The 20546-nt window shown below is 54.3% G+C and carries 21 protein-coding genes; 4 read left to right on the top strand and 17 right to left on the bottom strand.

Annotated elements, in window-relative coordinates; all coding sequences use genetic code 11:
• Positions 1-160 precede the first annotated feature (160 nt).
• The 4 genes from PSV38_RS08965 to PSV38_RS08980 all read left to right on the top strand — a co-directional run bounded on the left by PSV38_RS08965 (position 161) and on the right by PSV38_RS08980 (position 3851).
• Positions 161-1159, top strand: a complete 999-nt coding sequence (locus tag PSV38_RS08965) for a hypothetical protein (protein ID WP_300546704.1) — start codon at positions 161-163, stop codon at positions 1157-1159.
• Positions 1147-2220: an EpsG family protein gene (locus PSV38_RS08970; protein ID WP_300546706.1), complete on the top strand. Its 1074-nt coding sequence runs from the start codon at positions 1147-1149 to the stop codon at positions 2218-2220. Before PSV38_RS08965 ends, PSV38_RS08970 begins: the two co-directional genes overlap by 13 nt.
• Before the next feature lie 13 nt (positions 2221-2233).
• Positions 2234-3010, top strand: a complete 777-nt coding sequence (locus PSV38_RS08975; protein WP_300546708.1) for a transglutaminase domain-containing protein — start codon at positions 2234-2236, stop codon at positions 3008-3010.
• Between the two features lie 94 nt (positions 3011-3104).
• On the top strand, positions 3105-3851 hold the full coding sequence (locus tag PSV38_RS08980; protein WP_300546710.1) for a hypothetical protein: 747 nt from the start codon (positions 3105-3107) through the stop codon (positions 3849-3851).
• A 15-nt stretch (positions 3852-3866) separates the two neighbouring features.
• Here PSV38_RS08980 and PSV38_RS08985 read toward each other — a convergent pair whose 3' ends face one another.
• The 17 genes from PSV38_RS08985 to PSV38_RS09065 all read right to left on the bottom strand — a co-directional run bounded on the left by PSV38_RS08985 (position 3867) and on the right by PSV38_RS09065 (position 20502).
• Positions 3867-4943, bottom strand: coding sequence for a glycosyltransferase family 4 protein (locus PSV38_RS08985; RefSeq protein WP_300546712.1), 1077 nt, complete (start codon positions 4941-4943; stop codon positions 3867-3869).
• Entirely contained in the window at positions 4940-5653 is a 714-nt protein-coding gene (locus tag PSV38_RS08990) for a methionine biosynthesis protein MetW (protein ID WP_300546713.1), read from the bottom strand. The genes PSV38_RS08985 and PSV38_RS08990 overlap by 4 nt, the downstream gene beginning before the upstream one ends.
• Positions 5647-6546 (bottom strand): hypothetical protein, encoded by a 900-nt coding sequence (locus PSV38_RS08995; RefSeq protein ID WP_300546715.1) that lies wholly within the window; start codon positions 6544-6546, stop codon positions 5647-5649. Before PSV38_RS08995 ends, PSV38_RS08990 begins: the two co-directional genes overlap by 7 nt.
• Before the next feature lie 42 nt (positions 6547-6588).
• Positions 6589-6807 (bottom strand): hypothetical protein, encoded by a 219-nt coding sequence (locus tag PSV38_RS09000; protein ID WP_300546716.1) that lies wholly within the window; start codon positions 6805-6807, stop codon positions 6589-6591.
• A gap of 5 nt (positions 6808-6812) precedes the next feature.
• Complete coding sequence (asnB, locus tag PSV38_RS09005) at positions 6813-8771, bottom strand: asparagine synthase (glutamine-hydrolyzing) (RefSeq protein ID WP_300546717.1); 1959 nt, start codon at positions 8769-8771, stop codon at positions 6813-6815.
• A gap of 13 nt (positions 8772-8784) precedes the next feature.
• Positions 8785-9888: a glycosyltransferase family 1 protein gene (locus PSV38_RS09010; protein ID WP_300546720.1), complete on the bottom strand. Its 1104-nt coding sequence runs from the start codon at positions 9886-9888 to the stop codon at positions 8785-8787.
• Positions 9885-10916, bottom strand: a complete 1032-nt coding sequence (locus tag PSV38_RS09015; protein ID WP_300546722.1) for a glycosyltransferase family 4 protein — start codon at positions 10914-10916, stop codon at positions 9885-9887. The genes PSV38_RS09010 and PSV38_RS09015 overlap by 4 nt, the downstream gene beginning before the upstream one ends.
• Entirely contained in the window at positions 10913-12019 is a 1107-nt protein-coding gene (locus PSV38_RS09020; protein WP_300546724.1) for a glycosyltransferase, read from the bottom strand. Before PSV38_RS09020 ends, PSV38_RS09015 begins: the two co-directional genes overlap by 4 nt.
• Positions 12016-13167 carry a glycosyltransferase family 4 protein gene (locus tag PSV38_RS09025; RefSeq protein ID WP_300546726.1) on the bottom strand — a complete coding sequence of 384 codons (1152 nt, stop codon included), beginning with the start codon at positions 13165-13167 and terminating at the stop codon, positions 12016-12018. The genes PSV38_RS09020 and PSV38_RS09025 overlap by 4 nt, the downstream gene beginning before the upstream one ends.
• Positions 13168-13275: 108 nt before the next feature.
• Positions 13276-14295, bottom strand: coding sequence for an NAD-dependent epimerase/dehydratase family protein (locus PSV38_RS09030; protein WP_300546728.1), 1020 nt, complete (start codon positions 14293-14295; stop codon positions 13276-13278).
• A gap of 2 nt (positions 14296-14297) precedes the next feature.
• Entirely contained in the window at positions 14298-15572 is a 1275-nt protein-coding gene (tviB, locus tag PSV38_RS09035) for a Vi polysaccharide biosynthesis UDP-N-acetylglucosamine C-6 dehydrogenase TviB (protein WP_300546730.1), read from the bottom strand.
• A 29-nt stretch (positions 15573-15601) separates the two neighbouring features.
• Positions 15602-16726, bottom strand: a complete 1125-nt coding sequence (locus tag PSV38_RS09040; protein WP_300546732.1) for a glycosyltransferase — start codon at positions 16724-16726, stop codon at positions 15602-15604.
• A 101-nt stretch (positions 16727-16827) separates the two neighbouring features.
• On the bottom strand, positions 16828-17013 hold the full coding sequence (locus PSV38_RS09045; RefSeq protein WP_300546733.1) for a DNA gyrase inhibitor YacG: 186 nt from the start codon (positions 17011-17013) through the stop codon (positions 16828-16830).
• Positions 17014-17023: 10 nt separating this feature from the next.
• Complete coding sequence (zapD, locus tag PSV38_RS09050) at positions 17024-17782, bottom strand: cell division protein ZapD (protein ID WP_300546935.1); 759 nt, start codon at positions 17780-17782, stop codon at positions 17024-17026.
• 33 nt (positions 17783-17815) lie between these two features.
• The gene (gene coaE / locus PSV38_RS09055) at positions 17816-18433 is read right to left on the bottom strand and encodes a dephospho-CoA kinase (protein ID WP_300546735.1); all 618 of its coding nucleotides are present in this window, start codon (positions 18431-18433) and stop codon (positions 17816-17818) included.
• On the bottom strand, positions 18415-19278 hold the full coding sequence (locus PSV38_RS09060; protein ID WP_300546736.1) for an A24 family peptidase: 864 nt from the start codon (positions 19276-19278) through the stop codon (positions 18415-18417). Before PSV38_RS09060 ends, coaE begins: the two co-directional genes overlap by 19 nt.
• Positions 19279-19284: 6 nt before the next feature.
• Positions 19285-20502 (bottom strand): type II secretion system F family protein, encoded by a 1218-nt coding sequence (locus PSV38_RS09065; RefSeq protein ID WP_300546737.1) that lies wholly within the window; start codon positions 20500-20502, stop codon positions 19285-19287.
• Between the last annotated feature and the right edge of the window lie 44 nt (positions 20503-20546).

A 20546-nucleotide genomic window follows, 5' to 3' on the forward strand; every position in this document is an offset into this window, starting at 1 on the left:
ATGTGGTGCAAGCGGGCATTTTTGCGTTGATCTGATGATCCAGGGGAGGCTGGATCACAGGTCTGCCTTCTTCCGAAGAGTGCTGCGGCCGGGCAGTGTGGTCGAGCTCTATCACTACGGTGATGCGTGGGCCAGCGTCAGGTCATTGCGGTCCAAGTCCATGGCTTTGTACCCAGAAGCCCTTGTGCGCGTTCTATGGCCGTTTTGGTTTGGCGCCACGGGAAGCTGGTGGAGAAAAAAGCCCGAAGGTGAGCTTGTGGCCATGCTTCAACAGCAGGCGCTGTATGGCAAGGTGTACTTTTTGGTCATCAGGGCCTTGTTGTCGTTTCTTGGCATGCGCCGTCTGCTCTTGTTGGACGACCCAAGGAATGTCGGGGTGTATTGCCACGCAGCACGGGCGCTAGGTATTCCGACGACGGGATACATGCATGGCAAATTCAATGTTTACCATGTGGGGTTGGTGGCATCGCCTTTTGATGTCTACCTAGTGTGGAGTCCATACTTTGGCGCAAAAATAGCCTCCATGTGGGGTGAACGCTACCCCGGCAAAGTGGTGGTATGCGGCCTGATTCGGGATGCTTTGTTCATCCCTGCTCGTGAAGCATTGCCCGACAATGTGCTGCGTGTACTCTGGTTGGATGAGGACGGTGTCCCCTTGAGTGAAATTCGTCCGTACATCGAGAAGCTGAAAGGCATGAGTCACGTGAAGGTGCTTTTCAGACCAAAGCCTCGAGCTGCCGCGGCGCATGCAAGTTTTCCTGATTGGTATTTGTCTGCTTTTCCACACGATGGTCAGGTGAGCTTTCTGCAATCATTGGCCCATCACCATGTGGATGCGGTCATCGGTTGCCATTCCACCGCATTGCTGGAGGCCGCCATGCTGGGTGTGGCGCCTGTGGCGGTCATAACCAGTTTTGATTACGCGAGGGATCTTGGCGAGGATGGGGTGGTCTTCCCATGTGGTTCTCCCGAACAGATGTTTGCTCAACTGGAGGCGTTGGCGGCCTCTCCTTCGCACTCACCCCCTTCAGACTGGCCGACGCTGAAACTCGCCATTGAGCCTTTCCAGCCCCGCGTTGCCCAGCAAGAGTTGTCTGATCAAGGGTTTGTGCTTGACGCTGCAGTTCTACACACCGGGCACACGGCATGTCAATCCTGAGCGTCCTGGCGATCACGCCTTTAAAGGCCTATGTCGGTCTGAGTTTCGCATCTGCCACCCTTGCATTGGGTTTCAGAGGATCCAGCGAAGTTCGTCTGCTGTCGGCGTTGATCTCGTGTGCTGCCTTCGTGTTGATCTATGCATGCGTGGATGCCACTCAGTATCAGGATTACGCTTCTTATCAAAGTTGGCTGAGGTTGGCTGAGGTCCGACTGTATGAGCACATGGACAAGGGCTTTGGATTGATCATGCTGTGCTTGAGCACCTTATCGACCGAGCCCTGGATATTCATCTTGTTTGTGCCAATGACCGTGGCCTTGGTCAACGCGATCTCGGCGCGCTCCTTGGGCGCCAGCGTCTCATTGTTCTTTTTGATGGTCCTGTTCAATCCGCGAGTCCATGAGTTTGTTTTCAACTCCACGCGCGCCGCTTTGGCTATCTCGGTCATCGTGGGGGCCTATGTACTGTGGATCAAAGGCCGGCATGCATGGGCGGTCGTGGTTGCAGTGATCAGCCTGTCATTGCACCTGGTGATCGGAACAGTCTGTTTGGCGATCCTGCTGCTTGGTTTCCTGGGGCCTTTGGGATTTTCAATCGCACTCTTTGTCATGGGTAGCCTGTTCCTGATCCTGGGCATCTATCCAGAGCCACTGTATGCTTGGCCGCGAGAGCAACTGACAGAGTTGGTGTTATTTACGAAGGGCGATGCCATTGATGAGTACTTGTTCGACTCGATTCAGGGCGGCGCTTGGCTTCGGTGTTCACTTTGGATTTACTGCTCGGGACTAGTGGCTTGCGGTGCTTGCTTGTACCGCAAGCTCGATGAAATTGGTCAGTGGCTCATCAAGGGTGCTTTGGTGGCAAATGGTGTCGGCTTGTTGTTCATGTCACTGGTTCCCATTGTTGCACGAGTACATTTTCTGGCCATACTGCTGGCGGCCATGGCCCTTGCGCGTTCGCAGCAGGCTCGTGAGGGTAAACTTGATTTTTTGATTGTTACCGTATTGGGGCTGGGGGTGTTGTCACTATCCAAGAACATGAATTTCATGCGCCTGATTTGAAGAGGTTGTAACGTTGCTGAATATTTTGAAGAAAATATGCTTGTTGAGTTCGGCGCTTTGCTTTCTTTACGCGGCTAATTCTCTGCGGATGGATCTTATAGAGCGGGCAGTCTTGGCCGAGGTGGCAAAACAAGCTGCGCAAGTGGTGCCTCCCCATTCAAGTCTGCACACTCGCGTAAGTCGCATCCGTGACTATCTGCTGACGCATTACATCCTGACTCCGAAAAGCGATGAACAACGACATGCCTGGATGGCGACGCGCACCTTCCTGCGACAATCTGCGCTGAGTACCATTCAAGGCTCGCCTGCTCTGTGTGGCGAACTGGCCAGGCTTGCCATCAAGGTTTTGAAGGCTGAGGGTATCGATGCTCGTCGGATTTATTTTTACAAAAACAAAGCGACCAGCCACGTGCTTTTTGAATATTATGATAAGCAATCAGATGCGTGGCGAATGATGGATTCGTATGCATCTACGCCTTATTTGACTTCGCTGCTCAATGATCAGGCATTGACTGTGGAGCAGCTTTTTCATGCTGCTGACCCGGTTAAGCTTGTCTATGACAAATATGGGTACCTCCCAAGTGGATTGTTTTTTTACGTGGGCCAGGGTATTGCCAAGGCGGTGCCTTACAAGGTGTCTTGGTTTTACGAAGAGGTTTACGCGATTAAGTTTGTCGCGGGCCTGATCATGGGAGGCACTTTCATGGGTTTGTGGCTCTGGTGCCGACGCTTGAGTAACCGGGGCGGGCGTGATCCCCTGGCAGCCCTGGTTTCGCAACACGTTGTTTGATGACTCTCGGCACAACTGTGATTGCCTTGCATCTGGCGGGGGATTTATATGGTCTGTATTAAATATTATTCAATTACATGGAATTGGCCAGCGCATGAGAGATCTGAAAAATAAATTGCGACTTTTGATTTCGCCGTCCGATAGATTTGCCCTGAAAGAAACGCGGGAAATCATGTCGCAACTTGATTTGGCTGAGTGGAATAAAATATACTGGGAATGCGCTTCAGCAGAAACTGTATATCGCACATTGAACGGCGAGCAAAAAATAGGCGGGGCAAAAAAATACCTCAATCTGCCGCACTTTTTGCCCTTCAATATCAAGAGATTTCACGCCCTTCAACTTCCTGATAAAGCATTGGCCATTGCCGATCTAGGATGTGGGGCAGGTTATTTTGCATACTACGCCATGCGAAATGGCCATTTCGTTCTAGCTTTGGACCGCGATGTGGGTAGTGACCATTTTGATAGTCAGGGGCATCTGGCCTTTGATAGGATGACAGATTTTTTCAAAATATATAAGATTAAACATACCATTCTGCCTTTCCAGCCACTTCCAGAGCAAGTGAGCCAGCTGGATCTTATTACAGGGTTCAATACGTGGTTTGACGGGAGGTATGAGAGTAATCGGACTTATGTCCCTTGGGGGCTTGATGAGTGGAGGTTTTTTCTGTCTGATTGCAAAATGAGACTTCGCCCCCAAGGACGGCTTCATTTCGAGCTAAACGAGAAATGGGAAATCCAAAAAGATTACTACCATGTTCCTGGCCTGAAGGCCGTGTTGGAGGAGTTGGGCTTTAAGGTCAACACTTTCAGCAACGGCATCATTGACGCAGAGGCCTGACCCCGGGCCTCTACTTCATTTAGATGAGCTGTGCGCTACTGATGTGAATATATCAATGTAGGCTGCAGTTACTTCGCGCCATTCAGGGGGCGTCGGCCCCGTGGGTTTGCTATCAGTTTTTGATGCTGAGCTAAGCAATTCTTCCATTTTGGTACTCAGGGCCTCAAGATCCCCGTGGTCTATCAGCCACCCATTGCCTGGCCGAATAGCCTCTTCGTTTCCGGAGTTCCTGCACCCAAGGGTGAGTGTTCCGGCCGCGATGGCTTCTGCATGGATCAAGCCATACCCCTCGAAATACAAAGGCTCTGACCGAGACGGCAATATATTCAAAATTGACTCTTGGTAGAGCCGCAACAATTCTTTCTCAGAGACTTTTCCTGCAAACCTGATATTGACGCCATCTTTCAAGGCGTGAGACTCTACGGTGGATTTTGTGGGGCCAAACGATCCAACAATGATGAGTTCCGGTTTTAGGCCTTTCTTTTTGATGAGGCAAAGGGCATCGTAGAGAAATGAAAAACCCTTTCTGGGTTTGTCGTTGCCAATGAATAAAAACTGTGGGCGCTTGAGCACCGATTGATCTGGATAAAACTTGCTTTTATCTACACCATTCCCAATGACTTCTATGTTTGCATTTATGCCTTCCTCGTGCATGCGGCGCATGGTAAAGGCACTGACTGCGATGACCCGAGAAGCTTCGCGAAAAGCTTTCGCAAATAATCGATATCTTTTGGGTAGCACAACGCCATAGGTGCCATGCGCCGTCAATGTATATGGAATTTTATGGATTCGGGAGTAAAGCCATGCAACCACGGCAAAGTGCTCTACATTGCAGTGGATGATGTCGTACTTGCTGCCTCGGCCGTACCAGATGAGCATGAGAAGATCCCATGCTATCGCCAAAGCGCCATAATTTTCATATAAGGTGGAGCGAAGGGTTGTCTTGCCTGGACGCATGCGCCAGTACTCATCGGTTGAGAAGCAATCCACATTGCATTTGAAATTGTTCTCTAATGTTCGCCTGATGTTTTCGCCGACAATGGCATATCCATTTGTTTGCCGCGTCTTGTCGGTCAGGAATAATATATTCATGACAATCTTCTTTTGTCAATCCTCACGACCATTGCTGCAGCAAAAAATCCTGGCATGATTTTATTAAGAATCGGTAAGCCTTGGTAGCAGTGAATTTCACAGTATTGGTCCAGTCCTAACTCCTGCAGCCACCATTTCATGTCTGCGACCGTCCAGAATCTCAGATGTTCACCTGGATGAGTTCGCCATTGAGCTGGAAAACGCCCGGACAGCAATCTGAGCCTGTAAGGGAAGTAGCCCGTATTCGGGACGCTGAAGAAGAGCGCTTTTCCTGCGCGGGTCAGGGCAGCTTGAATCAATGCCTCAGCATCGCGAAAGTGTTCGATGACCTCAAGCAGTAATACATGGTCGCAAACTGGCAACTGGACAACGTCCGTCAAGTTGAGAAGGTCACATTTGATGGCTCGAATGCCTTGGGAATTTAAAAATTCCAATGGCTTTTCAGCTATATCTGCAGCAAGTGCAGATATCTTGATGAGTTTGGCGAGTGCCATTATCGCTGCGCCATCTCCGCAACCCATGTCCAACACGGTATCACCAGGCTCAATGCGATCGGCAATCCATTCTATTCGGTTGATTTGATAATGGTTGAGTGTTCCAAAATTGCCGTCACGTTTTACTTCCCAATAGGCGTTGTAGTCGACGTTTGAGATGCGAATCCGAGGGCGCTTTGAAAACAAACTCCAAGCCTCTTTCAAGCTCCTCAACATGTCATGCTCCGAAGCACTTTGAACGCGTCGGGGCGGACATGTTTCAAGGCGATTTCATTTTCTAGAATATGGGTGGGAATCGCGTTTGACTGCAACGCTGATTTCAGTTGAGTGAAAAAGAATGCTACCTGTCGAGGATCAGGATGCTGTCTGTAGCGGTAAGGATTACGTCCTAACAGGTAGTGAATCCATTCGCGTGGCACGATACCCCATAACGGACGCATCTTCTTCTGCCTGAAGTCCACTGGCAGTCCAGTTTTCCAGGGTTGAGTGATTCGCATGGTGTTGTGCAGCATCTTCGTCTCGGAGCACAGTTCGTCGTAACTGTTCCAAGACGCCGACAAATTCCCGATGGAGGCGCTCTCATTTTTCAGTGTCATCTGATCGCGGTAATCAATTTTATTTGATAGAAGATCGTTAATCAGCGCTGAGAAACGCCAATGCGTCAACCTCGCGTTGTCTAGTAGCATGACACTCGTGGCCCATTGCCCTTGTTTATGCTCTTTCATCAGAATGGCGTTCTCGCCCATGTCACTGCCTAGCAGGTCCCAGACATCTGCATAGGTGGAAAACACATCAGGGTCGATAACCAGGGCACGGCCTTGGTACGCCATCAGTGAGGGGGGCAGGAAGCGAGCGAGCGTAAAGGATTGCAGATCTTCTGCGGCATAAACAGTCTCCTTGCCCTCGATCAGAATGGTCTGATTCAGAACCCGCTGAATATCCAGGTTGTCTTCCGCAACGAGGATTTCCACATCAAACTTGTCCAGGTGGCGTGAATACCGTTCGATGGTGTACTTGCTCACCATTGCGCCAAGAATCTGCTTGCGATTGGTGTGGATATATACACGGTGCTTCATATCGGCTGATCCTTTCTGGTCGATATTAGTCAAGTGTCGTTGCACTATCAGTCGATGCAACAGCAAGATGATTACTTAGTTCATCGCCGCAACGATGAGCTCGGCCACTTTCCCGGCAGAGAGGCTGGAAAAATGTGAGCCGTCGTATAGCGGAAATACTCCGGCGTCATTGGCTGGGAGAATGCTGGGGGTAATGTGGTAGGTGATCACCGCCAAGACGGCCAATGCCCTCATTCCGTCTATCTCGGGCCTGTCAGCCTGGGCCTGCGCGGGCATGGACATGGACATGGACATGGACATCATGCAGCGGATGGTTGCTTGCCAAGTGTGGGATGGGTGGTCCGGGATGTTTGGGTGCCTGCTTGGCGCTCATGCTGCGCCAGCCAGGATTGAAACATCAGGACATCCCATAGCTGGTAGGTCCAGTTACGCTTCCCGGCCTGATGCTCCTGCCATCGGCGCTGCACCAATTCAGGTACCAGAAAGCCTTGCCTTCTTAACAGGTCGCTGTCCAGCAAATCAGCAGCCCATGCCTTGAGTGGGCCCTTGAGCCATTCTCCGACAGGAGGTGTGAAGCCTTTCTTGGAGGTGGCGATCAACGCTTCGGGAACGTATTTGCTCATGACTTGCCGCAGGATCATCTTGCCACGGCGGCCTTGGATTTTGTCAGTGAGTGGTAGACGCCAAGCTGACTCAGCCACAAGGTGATCCAGAAACGGCGCACGTGTTTCTAATCCGACTGACATTGCTGCGCGGTCTACCTTGACCAGAATGTCGTCGGGCAAATAGCAATCGATGTCGAGCAGCATCAGGTTCTGCGCGATGGAATCCATGATCATCCCCGGCTCAGGATCCGGGCTGGCATAACCACCAATCACGATTGACTCCCGGCCGGTCTGATGTGTTGTCAATTGGGAATAAAGACTTGCCTGGGAATTGGCCGATAGTAGCTGTGCGACCTTTTGAAGTTTTTCAGCGAGGTCGCTGATCCTGGCAGGCATGGCATTCAATGCGCCCGGAGGTAGCGACTCAAGGAGCCTGCTTACACACCGTCGTGCCGAAAGTGGCAGGCGCCTGGCCAAGCTCCACAACAGCGGGCCATCCGTGTAGCGGCGATAGCCACCGAACAGTTCGTCTGCGCCATCTCCTGTGAGTGCAACAGTCACGTGTTGCTTGGCGAGCTGACATAGCAGGACTGTGGGAACCTGAGAGGCATCCGCGAACGGTTCGTCATACACATCTGCGATCCTGGGTATCGTGGACAACAATTCCGACTCATTGATGTATAGCTCGGTGTGGTGTGTCCCAAGGTATGTGGCGATGCGCTTGGCCTGGTTCGCCTCGTTGTACTTGGACTGTGCAAAGCCGATCGTGAAGGTGTTAACCGGATTAGGCGACAGACTTTGCATCAAGGCCACGACCAGTGTCGAGTCTATGCCGCCCGACAGGAACGCTCCCAGTGGAACGTCGCCGATCAACTGGCGTTGCACTGCTGATCGCAGGCGGGCATCAATGGTTTCGATCGCTGTGGCACCCTCCTCGTCCTGGCCGTGCGATGCTTGGGCGATGGTCCAGTACCTGTAAGGTGTACCAAGTACCCTGTCGGCCGGCTTGTAGGTCAGGCAGCATCCAGGCGGAAGCTTGTATATGCCCTCGTAAATCGATTGAGGCGCAGGAACATAGCCGCGCTTGAAATAGTCGGACAAGGCTGTGCGTGAAATGCGCGATGCGAAGTGAGGATGTCCCCGCAATGACGTGAGCTCTGACGAGAACAGAAACGAGTCGCCGCACATGCCGTAGTACAGAGGTTTTTCTCCGAAACGGTCTCTGGCCAGAGTCAAAGTATTTTGTTCCCGGTCCCATACGCAAAAAGCAAACATGCCAATGCATTGCTGGAGCGTCTGTTCCATGCCAAGGGCTGAAATGGCCTCGACGAGGGTTTCGGTGTCAGAGTGGCCGACCCAGGCCATCTCGCGGTGCCGGAGCCCGACTCGAATGTCAAGATGGTTGTAGATCTCCCCATTGAAGGTGATGACGAATCGGCCGCACTGCGAGGCCATCGGTTGATGCCCTGAAGGCGATAGATCCTGAATGGACAGTCTAGCGTGGCCCAACGCCACCCCAGAATGGGGTGCCAGCCAGATGCCATCGCTATCGGGGCCGCGATGGCGGATGAGCGCAGTCATCTGCCTACAGATATCGGACATCTCCGTTTCATGGAAGTTGCCTGGACTGATGAAACCGGAAATGCCGCACATGATTCAAGTGAGGTTACGCTTGGTAAGCGTATGGAAAGATGGTTTTGGCTGCGTTGTCCCAGGCATAAGCCTGTTCGACGTACACGCTATCGGAGCGGACATCTGATGCGAGGTAGCTTGCCATCAAATTTGCCGCTTCAGAGGTGCTTTTCTCCAGTGGTATGACACAAGAACCAGGCGGGGCTATTTCTGGCAAAGAGCCTCTGTCGGACACCACGATCTTTCGCCCCCATTTGCCAGCCTCTACCACCGGCAGACCAAAGCCTTCGTATTGCGACAGGAGTACAAGCGCCTGCGCAAACCGGTACAGCTGATCCAGGACTTGGTCCGTCACATTGCCCATGATGAAGATGTTTGGGTAGTCTGCGGTATATCTCTCGATATCGAAGTCATGGTTGACCGGTGTGCCAACAATCACCAGCTTGCCTTCGTAGGCATGATCGCTCACCAGTCGCTTAAAGACATCGATGGTGTAACGAAGGTTTTTGTGGGGGCGTCTGTCCCCGACGTATAGCAAATACGCGCCATTGATGAGCGGCTGTTGGTCCTGTTCGTTTGCCTTGCGGGACACACCGAGATGGCAGGGATGAATATCGACACAATAGCGCGCTGGATAGATGCTGAGCATGTCATCGCGTGTAGCGCGAGAGGCGGTGAAGCATGTTCTGCGTCGCATCAGATTGAGCCGAATAATTTCTTTGAAGTATTTTTTTTTCAAGAACACCATGCGCTGAATGTAGAGGTCAATCTTCAGCGGGATGAGATCGTGCACCACGAAGGTTGTCCGCACACCAGTCAACAAGGGGGCGTCGAAGTGGGGGTAAAAGTAGTGATCCGGGCGATGCCGGTTTAGCCATCGCGAGACGGCCACCTGCTGACGGATTGAAATCGGAGGACAGTCGATGTATTTGATGACACAGCGGCCAGCCTGGGCGGCCTGCTCGATGGCGGGAAAGTAAGGATTGCTCTCCCAGTCCAGAGAGTTCTGAAGCAGCACTGTCAAATTGATCGACGGGTGGTCATGCGTGCGCAACAGCGCCTCAATCAGAGAGCCGCTGTAGCGCCCCAGCCCTGTGTAAGGCGCGGTGATATGGCGGGCATCGTAGACGATGTTCATGGGGTGGATGCTGGCATGGCAGCCAGGCGTTCACGGATTGCATGAAGCCAAGATGGCAGACTTTTGTAGTCTTTAACGATGCATTCTTGGTCGTGGTCGACTGACTCTGGAAGCCCACCTGTGTCGGATACGAGCACGGGAATGCCCAGAAGCCGAGCTTCTCGAGACACGCGTCCATAGCCTTCGATGCATTGCGAGGGCACGATCACCAGCTTGGCGCGCTGGTAGATGCGCCAGGGCTCATTGGTCCATCCGTGCCAGGTGACGTTGCGCTCAGTTTGGCTGTTCGCCACCAGGCGCGAGTAGATCGAGAACGAAGTTTCCGGCAAGTGCCTTGCCAGCGCCTGCACGATGTCCAGCCCTTTCCAAGAGCTATCGCCAACGAAGACCACATCGGTAGGCCGGCGGCCATGCAGGCGCAGCCCCTGTGCGATCGGGACTATGTCTATGCTTGGGACATTCACCTGGGAGTCGATCCCGAACCGTTGTTTGACCTGCCCTGACATGTAGTCGGAATTTGCAACAACGGTAGAGCGTGATAGTGCCAGTCGGAGGTCTTGGCGATAACGCTGGATGGCAGGCCATTGGGCTAGGTTATGCGCGTGCTTGATCAATCGTTTCAGCCCTACCTGGTAGTTCCCTGTGATGCCGATATCGCTTTCAGATCGGATGTAATACCGCACAGGGCCTGCGAAACCGATGGCAGCCGCAGGCGCCAACGTACCGTATGTCCACAGCTCATCAAAGTCCAGCGCCGCGAAATACGTGCGCAACCGCTCTGCGTTGAGTGCGTACTCCAGATAGGCTGAGCGTGGACTGTTCACCATGTTGTCCATCTCAATGAACTGATAGCCGGCCGGCATTTTTGCCAGCGACATGGTTTTTCCCAGAAAGGTGGCCTTGCGCTGTGAGATCACAGTGATAGCCGCGCCCTCGCCAGCTGCCTTGGCCAATAACTCCCTTGTGCTGGCCTCTGCGCCGCCCATCTCGTAGGCCAGATACTTCGAGAACGCAGCAATGCGTTTCATGCCGTGACCTGCTTTCCCGCAGCAAAGTCCAAGATGCGCCGCGCACGGATATGCCAGGAATACTCCTGCTCGATTTGCAGCAAAGCCACGTTGGCACGGCGCTGTGCTTCTTTGGGAAAGGTCAGCATGGATTGCAGCGCTGAATGAATGGATGTGTGATCTTCCGGATCGAAAACGAAAGAGTTTTGGGTGTCCAGCACCTCAGAGATTGAACCAATTGCTGAGCCCAGTATGGGCGTGCCGCTGGCCATGTACTCAAACAGTTTCAGCGGAGAGCAGCACCAATAGGTGCTGGTGTCCTTGGTGATCATGTAAAACAGGATATCTGCACAAACTTGGTAGCGTCGAACGGCATCGGCGGTTTGTCGGGGCCGAAACAGCATGTTTTCCAACCCTAGTTGCTGATAGTGCTTGGACCAACGATCTATGTCCTCGGACTCACCCCCCACTTGTACAAACACCACATCGGGTGAGTGCCGGGCGAGATGTTCGAAAAGGTGCGCGCCCCTGCCCTCATAGAGACTTCCTGTGTGCACGATCAGGATTTTGTTCTGGGGCAGGCCTAGCTCTTCGCGAAGATCCTGCGTCGGTGTTTGTCTTAGCTTGACATAGTCCTCGGGGAATGCGCCGTCGTGAGCTGTCAGCGCACGTCCGTCAGGGATTCGGTAGTGTTGCTGGTAGAAGTTGCTGAGTGCCTGAGAGATGTAGACAAAGCGGATTGACGGCAGCCTGGCCAGCACCCATGTGCATATTCTGGCCGCACGCCCTTTCGGCTCCTTGTGAGCCTCATAGATCGCCTGGCCGCCTAGTGTGGCTGCCGTGAGTGCGACGAAGATATCTCGGGTGTAAATAACGATCGGTCCTTTGCTTCCCAGCACATGCCGTCCTGCGGTCAGGCATGCGGCCAGGTAGCGTCCTTTGTCGCTGATGGTACGCAGGGGGAGCGCTTGGTGATACGAAGGGCGAGGGGCTGTTCCAACGGATGACGCCAGTGTGAAACTGGCGCCTATCTGCTGGCTGAAAGCCAAAGCCATCGCCGATATTTGCTGTGATTGAGCCACGCGGGATGGGATGCGGGTTCGGGTGACATATTTCAGAATCAACGACAGACCTCCGCGTAGACATCGATGACCTTTTGCGCGTAAAGGTCCCAGGTGAAAGTGCGAACGCGTTCGCGCGCCTGTTGGCCCATGACTGCGATCTGGTCAGGGTGGCGTTTGAACCAAAGCATGTGCTCGAGAAGCGCCACTTCATCGCCAGCAGAAATGACAAAGCCATCCACTCCGTGACGCACAATGGATCCGGCGCTGTGTGTCGTGATGACAGGTAGGCCGCACGCCATGGCTTCGTAGATAGCCTTGGCCGAACCCTCACTCCAAGAAGGGAACACAAATACATCGCATTGCTGCAGGTATTGGAAGGGATCAATGAATCCTGGCGTGACGATGCCAGCATGGTTGCTATCGTGCAGAAGTTTTTTCACTGACGGGGTGAGTCGGCCGCACAGATGCAGGCGGTCTTTGGCAAAGGCAGGCTGACGCCAGCACGCCATCAGTTCATTCATGCCTTTGCGTTGATTAATGATGCCCACAAAGGCGAAGTCAAGCTGCTCTTTGCCGCTTGGCGTGGGCAATGCCTGTTCGGGCATGCACGTGCCGAATGCGATGACACGGATTTTCTGCTCTGGCACGCCATCCCTGATCAACTCCTCGGCCACGAAATTGGATGGTGCAATGATGATATCCGCGAGCTTGAAGGCTGCGCGCTCCAGGTCCATCTGTCTTTGGAAGAAGTTGAGGCATTCGCCACGTCCCGTTTTGTGCAGTCTGTTCACGTAACTGAATGGCGCCACTGGTACGTCTAGCACGATCGGAATGTGATTCCTTGCCAAGGCGCGCATCGAGTCCGTGCAAATGTCCCAGAGGTGTGCAACATCGACACTTTTGAGCAGTAAAGCATCAAGGTGCTTTTCACTGTGTCTCGCAAACAAGCGCAAATCCCATTTGCGATGATCGAACCGTGGGTTCAAATAGATGTTAGCTGCGTTCAATAGCCTCGGAACATGCCCCATCCACCCCATGTCAAGGTAGTTGTAGCCAATTTCTCGAACGGCCGCAGCGCGGCATATGCAGTATCCACTGCCACCAGCAGCAACATGCATTTTGATAATTTTGGCTGTCCTGACGCCAATATTGCCGGGCTTTCCGATGATCGTATTGGCGAAGTGGGCAATTGATATAGGGGCTCGCATCAGATATTTTGAGTTGAATTAAATCCGGTTGCCTGATCTGATCAACACCGCACGAACGCAGTGCGCGCGGCCTTCCCCCAGGGCCTCATAATTCAATGCGGCTGAAACTCATCGTGCAATGTACCAAGGCATGGCTTCGACTATGCCTTCTGCCAGCGAATGAGTAGGTGCGTAGAGCAACAGGTTTCGTGCTTTGCCGATATCTGCTTGGCTGTGGAGCACATCACCAACACGAAAATCGCGGTAGATTGGTTCGATCTGCTGGTTGACGCCAGCACTTACCAAGTTCGCGCGGAGTAGGCTGAACAGGTCGCTCAGCGACGTGCGGTCGCCAACCGCCACGTTGTAAACCTGATTCAAGGCCTCAGAATTGCCTGTTGTGGCGGCCAATAAATTGGCTTGTACGGCATTGGCAACGAAGCAAAAATCTCGACTGGTTTCACCATCGCCATTGATGTAAATCGTTTGACCTTGCAACAGCGCAGCGGTCCATTTCGGGATGACAGCGGCGTAGGCTCCATCAGGGTCTTGCCTTGGTCCAAAGACATTGAAATAACGCAGACCAATCGATGCAAAACCATAGCAACGGGAAAATACGTCAGCGTACATTTCGTTAACATATTTGGTCACGGCATATGGACTCAGGGGGGCGCCGATCACATCTTCGATTTTGGGAAGACCAGGGTGATCCCCGTAAGTGCTGCTGCTGGCAGCGTAGGTGAAGCTTTTGACTTTGACGTCGCGTGCGGCCACCAGCATGTTCAAGAACCCGGTGATATTGGATGCATTGGTTGCCAAGGGATCTTCAAGGCTGCGAGGTACGCTGCCTAGCGCGGCTTGGTGCAAGACGTGGTCCACACCTTGGCAAGCTTGCGTGCAATCAGTGAGGTCTCGGATGTCGCCTCTGATGAGTTTGAAATTGCGCCACTGGCGGGCACTTACAACTCCCTGAACCTCATCCAGGTTGCGCTGATCACCCGTTGCAAAGTTGTCCAGTCCAACAACTTGCTGGTCAAGCAGGAGCAAGGTTTCCAAAAGATTGCTGCCAATGAAGCCAGCCACACCTGTAATGAGCCAGGTTCTGGGCTCGACCAGCAGTTGAGCTTTCAGTTTTTCGTATGCGCTCATGTTCACAGCCGCAGGTCAGCTTCATCGGGCGTGAACAAGTACTTGAGGTCATAGAGAACATGCGTTGGCTTGCCGAGTCGACGGATAGCCTGTGCGCCCATGCTCTTGAACTGGTGATGCGCCACAGCGAGCACTATGCCGTCATAAAAATCCGGCCGCAACTCGGTGACGGGTGTAATGCCGTACTCGTGTTGTGCTTCTTCAACTGAGGCCCACGGGTCATAGACGTCAACCTTGCAATGATATTCCTTGAGCTCTGAAACCATGTCAACCACGCGAGTGTTGCGAATGTCCGGGCAGTTTTCTTTGAACGTGAGCCCCATGACAAGTACACGTGCGTCTTCTACCTGAATACGGCGCTTCATCATCGCTTTGATCAACTGCGAGACAACGTAGGCGCCCATGCTGTCGTTCAGCCGTCGGCCAGCCAGGATGATTTCTGGGTGATAGCCAATGGCCTGTGCTTTGTGGGTCAGGTAGTAAGGATCGACGCCGATGCAGTGACCACCAACTAGGCCAGGTCGGAAGGGCAGGAAGTTCCATTTGCTGCCGGCGGCCTTGAGCACGGCCTCGGTGTCGATGCCCATTTTGTTAAAAATGAGTGCGAGCTCGTTGATCAAGGCAATATTGAGGTCTCGTTGCGTGTTCTCAATCACCTTGGCGGCTTCCGCCACTTTGATGCTTTCGGCTTTGTGCGTGCCCGCGGTGATGATTTCGTTGTACAAGGCATCCACGATATCGGCGATGACGGGTGTCGAGCCGGAAGTGACTTTGCGAATGTTGGTGATTCGGTGTGCCTTGTCACCAGGGTTAATGCGCTCAGGGCTGTAGCCGCAGTAAAAATCATGATTGAACTTCAACCCGGAGGTCTTCTCCAGGACAGGTACGCAATCATCCTCGGTGGCCCCTGGGTATACCGTCGATTCATAGATGACAATGTCGCCCTTCTTGAGTACTTTGCCGACGGTCTCGCTGGCTTTTAACAATGGGGTCAGGTCAGGGCGATTATGTTCGTCAATCGGCGTCGGCACGGTCACGATGAACACATTACATGAACGCAGTTGGTCAATGTTCGTGGTGTATTTCAGGTGATGGGCGGCTCGGAGCTCATCGGAGGTGGTCTCGAGAGTAAAGTCTTGCCCAGAAATCAATCCATCTATGCGACGCTGGTTGATATCAAAGCCAACTACTTGGCGGATGCGGCCAAACTCTACTGCCAGAGGCAATCCTACATAGCCCAAACCAATGATGGCCAGTCTGAGATCAGACAAGTTCATGTGTTGAATCATTAAATTTCATGTTGAAATTAACCGGCTTGCATCGGCTCAGTTTGTTTGTTTGTGGATTGAGGTTGACATGTTTGGTAAATCCAACCATAAATTATTGCAAAAGCAACCGCGCCAATCACTAATGGTCCGGGTTGCTCGTTGGCCGCTACAGCCACCACCTGGCAAACTACAACCAAACCCCAGATCGTGGCGGTGGCCAAGCCATGGTTGAGCCAAGCGTGAGTTAGGTATTTCCCGCCGATGAGTTGTGATTGTTTGTATAACAACTGATGAAGGTGTGCCATGTCTGGCAAGCCGCTGCCGACATGTGCCACCACACGTCGGCGGTACACTGAGTACACCGTTTCCCATACTGGATAGAAACAGGCTAGTAAAACTGCCCAAGTGGAAACATTTGGATTTCGCGCCAGTAGCAATACGCCACATTCGGCCACCCAGAAGCCCGCCAGATAAGCCCCGCCATCGCCCAGAAAAATCCGCCCAAACGGATAGTTCAACAATAAAAAACCAACCATCGCTGCTATGCCCCAAAGGCATAGCCTCATAACCAGCGGGTCGCTGTGCAGCCATGCGATTGAAGCCAGCCCGGCAAGCATCAGCGATACGCTGCCCGCAGCCAGTCCGTTCAAGCCATCAATAATGTTAACGGAATTGGTCATTCCTCCTACTGCGAAGCAGGTGAATAGAATGGAAGCTACTGGGTATTGGATTAAAAAATCCAGAATAGGGGTGTCAAGATTAGTGAGTCGTGCATCAAGCAACCAAATTGCCATGCCGGCAGATACAAAAGAAGACAGCAGCCGTATCCGGATAGACACGCGTTTGGTCAAGTCTTCAATCAGGCCTGCAGCGAACACGGGTAATGCGCATGCCAACAAGATCATTGCCGCTGAGTGCGTCTGACCTTTCATCAAAAATCCAACTGCGCCACCCATGGCGAGAGCAACGAGCAACCCCACGCCACCGATCCTTGGAACGGGAGACTCATGAATTTTCTGTGCGCCCTCCAAATCACTGTCATGAGACAAGTGTCCGTGCCAGCGTTGTGTCATCACGAGCAGCATGCATGCTAGAAAACTGGTGCTCAATATTGCAATAGCAGGCACTACCCAAGAAGGGGTATTCATGAAAAAGTCAGTCATACTATTGGCTCCACCCAGATTTGATTTTTATCGTGATTGTAAGTCGCCAACAGTTGCGCGCATGGTCAAGACATTAGCTAACCCATCTGGATGATTACGTCTCACTCCCTGGGCGTATCCAGCAAGTCTTCCGTTGTTGGCTTGACTTCAACCCGAAACTGCTCACTCGCCCAAGCCCCCAAATCAATCGCCTTGCACCCCTTGCTGCAAAACGGCCGATAGGGGTTGTCGGTGCGGTAAGACGCCATGTCCCCACACGAGGGGCAGCGCACAAGGATTTCACTCATGTCTCAAAACTCAAGCGCAAAGGGTCAATTCAAAAGCCGCATCAATGTCTGAGGCGAGTTTCAGCTTACCCTCGATGTCCTGCCGCATCAAGCGAATGGCCACCATGAGCCTGTTGCCACTGATCTCGGGCACCAGCCCCATGCCGGGGTCGATGCGCAGGCGCAACAGCAAAAACGGCTTGTTCTCTTTCAGGCTTTGCTGATAGCTCCCACCCGGCGCAGCCACCATGTGTGGGTGCCCCGTGTCCCGCAACAGGCTGAGCATCAACTTCAGCGCCTCGGCCAGCGGGGTGAGGGTGGCCACCCACTGTTGCAAATCGGCCTGTCGCTTTGGGGCGGCTTCGTGTTGCCACGCAAAGTAAGACGGCAAATCAAACTCACAAGTACCACCCGGGATGCTGATGCGGCTGCGGATGCTCATCAGCCAATCGTTGCTGGCCAAGGTTTGCCCGGCTTTGCCGGGCACTTGCTGCAAGGCGTGGTGAGTTTGCTCGATGCGGCCTAGCACTTGGTCGAGCACGGCCTCTTGAATGGCCGGGTTGCCGCGCCAGCCCATGAACTGCGATTTGAACCGGTCCAGCTCTTTGAGCAGATCAGCCTTGAGGTCGGCCCGCGAGGCCACGTCCATGATCTCGAAGATGGTGCCCAGGGCGTAGTGGTGGTCGGTCGGGTGCTCGCGCCACATCAGCAAAATCAGGCGGTTGAACAGGTGTTCAAGCCGCAACATGGTGCGGATGCTTTCGTTGAAGGGATATTCGTACAGAATCAACGCGCCACCTGAGCTAAGTTGGGACACCAGCAGTCAAGCGTGATTGTTCCACAGGCGCCAGACCTTCTGGACCTCGTCCCTTAATTCATCCAGGCTCAAGCCGTCATTGAAGATCACCTGGTCGGCCACGGCCAGGCGCATCTCGCGCGTTGCTTGCTGCGCGATGACTTTTTCCACCGCCTCGCGCGTCCAGCCCGAGCGCGCCATCACGCGGGCAATTTGCGTTTCAACGGGGCAGTCCACCACCAGCACGCTGTCGACCTTTTGCTTCCACCGCGTGCCTGATTCGGCCAGCAGCGGCACGTCGTAAACCACGATCTGGTCGGGCTGGGCCTGGTTGGCATGCAGGTCGGCATGTTGGCCTATCAAGGGGTGCAGGATGCCTTCAAGCTGGATCAGGGCACCTGGATCAGTGAAGGCCAATTCGCGCATGCGGGTGCGGTTCATGGCGCCGTGCTCGTCCACAAAATCCGGGCCGAATTGCCGCTGAATATGGGCGATGGCCGCCCCGCCTGGCGCCGTGAGGGTGCGCGAGATGGCGTCCAGGTCGACCAGGTGGGCGCCCAGGCCGACCAGCATCTGGGCCACGGTGGATTTGCCGCTGCCGATGCCGCCGGTCAGGCCGATTGTTTTCAGGCCCAGCCCAGCCATCCCAGCACCCGCTCTGGCCCTGCCAGCATGACCACCAGGCCTGCGCCGCCCAGGAATGGGCCGTAGGGGATGTAGTGGCCTTCACGCAGGGTGCTGGCCAGTTTCATGCCGATGCCCACGATGGCGCCAATGATGGACGAGGCCAGCACCACCGGCAGCACCATTTGCCACCCCAGCCAGGCGCCCAGGGCCGCCAGCAGTTTGAAGTCGCCGTAGCCCATGCCCTCTTTGCCCGTGGCGAGCTTGAACAGCCAATAAACCGACCACAGTGACAGGTAGCCAGCCACCGCTCCCCACACAGCTTCGCTCAAGGGCAGCGTCCAGCCCAGCGCGGCAGCGATCAAACCGGCCCAAAGCAAGGGCAGGGTCAGGTCATCGGGGAGCAGGGTGGTGTCCCAATCAATGGCCGATGCCGCCACCAGCACGGCCACAAACCCGCACCACAGCAAGGTGGTGGGCTGGGCGCCAAAACGCCAGCCACAGGCAGCGAAGAGCAGCGCCGTGACCAACTCGATCAAGGGGTAGCGCACGGAGATGCGCGTGCCGCAGCTGGAGCACTTGCCGCGCAAGACCAGCCAGCTGACGAGCGGGATGTTTTCGTACCAGCGGATGGCATGGCCGCAAGAGGGGCAGCGCGAGGCAGGCTTGGACAGCGTCAGTGGCGCGGCGGTATCTTCCGCTTTGGTTGGCAGTTCCAGCATGGCCGCGCTGTCGGCACGCCATTGGCGCTCTAGCATCAGCGGCATGCGGTGGATGACGACGTTCAGGAAGCTGCCGACGCACAGGCCCAGCACGGCCAATCCCCACGTTGTCGTGAGGATGGCCAACAGTTCATGAAACTGCATGGGCCTTCAGACCACCTGGCCGAGTTTGAAGATGGGCAGGTACATGGAGACCACAATGCCGCCGATGATGCCGCCCAGGATCACGATGATGAAGGGCTCCATCAGGCTGGACAGGGCCTTGACGGCTTCGTCAACTTCTTCTTCGTAGAAGTCGGCAGCTTTGCCCAGCATGTGGTCCAGCGAGCCGGACTCTTCACCGATCGAGGCCATCTGCAGCACCATGACGGGAAACAGGTTGGCGGATTGCATGGATGTGGTCAGGCTGGTGCCGGTGGACACGTCGCGCTGGATTTGCTCGGTGGCTTCGGCGAAAACGGCATTGCCTGCGGCACCGCCCACGGAGTCCAGCGCCTCGACCAGGGGCACGCCCGCGGCGAACATGGTGGACAGGGTGCGTGTCCAGCGCGCCACGGCGGACTTGAACATCAGGCTACCAAACACGGGCATTTTGAGGAGCAGCCGGTCCATGGTTTTCTGCATCTTTTCAGAGCGGCGCCAGGTTTGCATGAAAAAGTAGACGCTGCCGCCAATGGCCCCAAAAATGGCCCACCAGTACGCCACGAAGATCTCCGACATGGCCATCACGAACAAGGTCGGGGCGGGCAGTTCGGCGCCAAAAGAGGTGAACACTTCCTTGAACGCGGGGATCACGAAGATCATGATCACGGCGACCACCACGAAGGCCACCACCAGCACGGCGATGGGGTAGGTCAGGGCCGATTTGATCTTTTGCTTGATCGCGATGGTTTTTTCTTGGTAGATAGCCAGGCGTTCCAGCAGGGCTTCCAAAATACCGGCGGCTTCACCGGCTTCGACCAAGTTGCAGTACAGGGCATCAAAGTACAGCGGGTGCTTGCGGAACGCGGCCGACAAGCTCGTCCCGGTTTCAACATCCTGGCGGATGTCGTTGAGCAGTTTGGTGACGCGAGGGTTCGTGCTTCCCCGCCCCACGATGTCGAACGATTGCAGCAAGGGCACACCGGCGCGCATCATGGTGGCCAGTTGGCGCGTGAAGATCGCGATGTCCTTTTGTTTGACCGAGCTACCACCTTTGGTGCGGCGCTTCTTGACCTTCTGCACCAGGATGCCTTGGCGGCGCAAGGTGGCGCTGACCACGGCCTCCCCGGCCGAACGCATCTCGCCGCGCACCACCTTGCCGTTGCGGTCCTTGCCTTCCCATTCGAAGACAAATTCTTGTGCTTTAGAGGCGGTTGCCGTGGCCATGTGGGGAACTCCGAGGGCGCGTCGCGCTGATCTGATTTAGTTGA

The organism is Aquabacterium sp. (assembly GCF_029946005.1).
Lineage (GTDB): Bacteria > Pseudomonadota > Gammaproteobacteria > Burkholderiales > Burkholderiaceae_C > Aquabacterium.

Coding starts and splice junctions, on each gene's coding strand:
- PSV38_RS08965 (WP_300546704.1), top strand. CDS start 161: ATGGCTTTGTACCCAGAAGCCCTTGTGCGCGTTCTATGGCCGTTTTGG.
- PSV38_RS08970 (WP_300546706.1), top strand. CDS start 1,147: ATGTCAATCCTGAGCGTCCTGGCGATCACGCCTTTAAAGGCCTATGTC.
- PSV38_RS08980 (WP_300546710.1), top strand. CDS start 3,105: ATGAGAGATCTGAAAAATAAATTGCGACTTTTGATTTCGCCGTCCGAT.
- PSV38_RS08985 (WP_300546712.1), bottom strand. CDS start 4,943: ATGAATATATTATTCCTGACCGACAAGACGCGGCAAACAAATGGATAT.
- PSV38_RS08990 (WP_300546713.1), bottom strand. CDS start 5,653: ATGTTGAGGAGCTTGAAAGAGGCTTGGAGTTTGTTTTCAAAGCGCCCT.
- PSV38_RS09000 (WP_300546716.1), bottom strand. CDS start 6,807: ATGTCCATGTCCATGTCCATGCCCGCGCAGGCCCAGGCTGACAGGCCC.
- asnB (WP_300546717.1), bottom strand. CDS start 8,771: ATGTGCGGCATTTCCGGTTTCATCAGTCCAGGCAACTTCCATGAAACG.
- PSV38_RS09010 (WP_300546720.1), bottom strand. CDS start 9,888: ATGAACATCGTCTACGATGCCCGCCATATCACCGCGCCTTACACAGGG.
- PSV38_RS09015 (WP_300546722.1), bottom strand. CDS start 10,916: ATGAAACGCATTGCTGCGTTCTCGAAGTATCTGGCCTACGAGATGGGC.
- PSV38_RS09025 (WP_300546726.1), bottom strand. CDS start 13,167: ATGCGAGCCCCTATATCAATTGCCCACTTCGCCAATACGATCATCGGA.
- PSV38_RS09030 (WP_300546728.1), bottom strand. CDS start 14,295: ATGAGCGCATACGAAAAACTGAAAGCTCAACTGCTGGTCGAGCCCAGA.
- tviB (WP_300546730.1), bottom strand. CDS start 15,572: ATGAACTTGTCTGATCTCAGACTGGCCATCATTGGTTTGGGCTATGTA.
- PSV38_RS09040 (WP_300546732.1), bottom strand. CDS start 16,726: ATGACTGACTTTTTCATGAATACCCCTTCTTGGGTAGTGCCTGCTATT.
- PSV38_RS09045 (WP_300546733.1), bottom strand. CDS start 17,013: ATGAGTGAAATCCTTGTGCGCTGCCCCTCGTGTGGGGACATGGCGTCT.
- coaE (WP_300546735.1), bottom strand. CDS start 18,433: ATGGCTGGGCTGGGCCTGAAAACAATCGGCCTGACCGGCGGCATCGGC.
- PSV38_RS09060 (WP_300546736.1), bottom strand. CDS start 19,278: ATGCAGTTTCATGAACTGTTGGCCATCCTCACGACAACGTGGGGATTG.
- PSV38_RS09065 (WP_300546737.1), bottom strand. CDS start 20,502: ATGGCCACGGCAACCGCCTCTAAAGCACAAGAATTTGTCTTCGAATGG.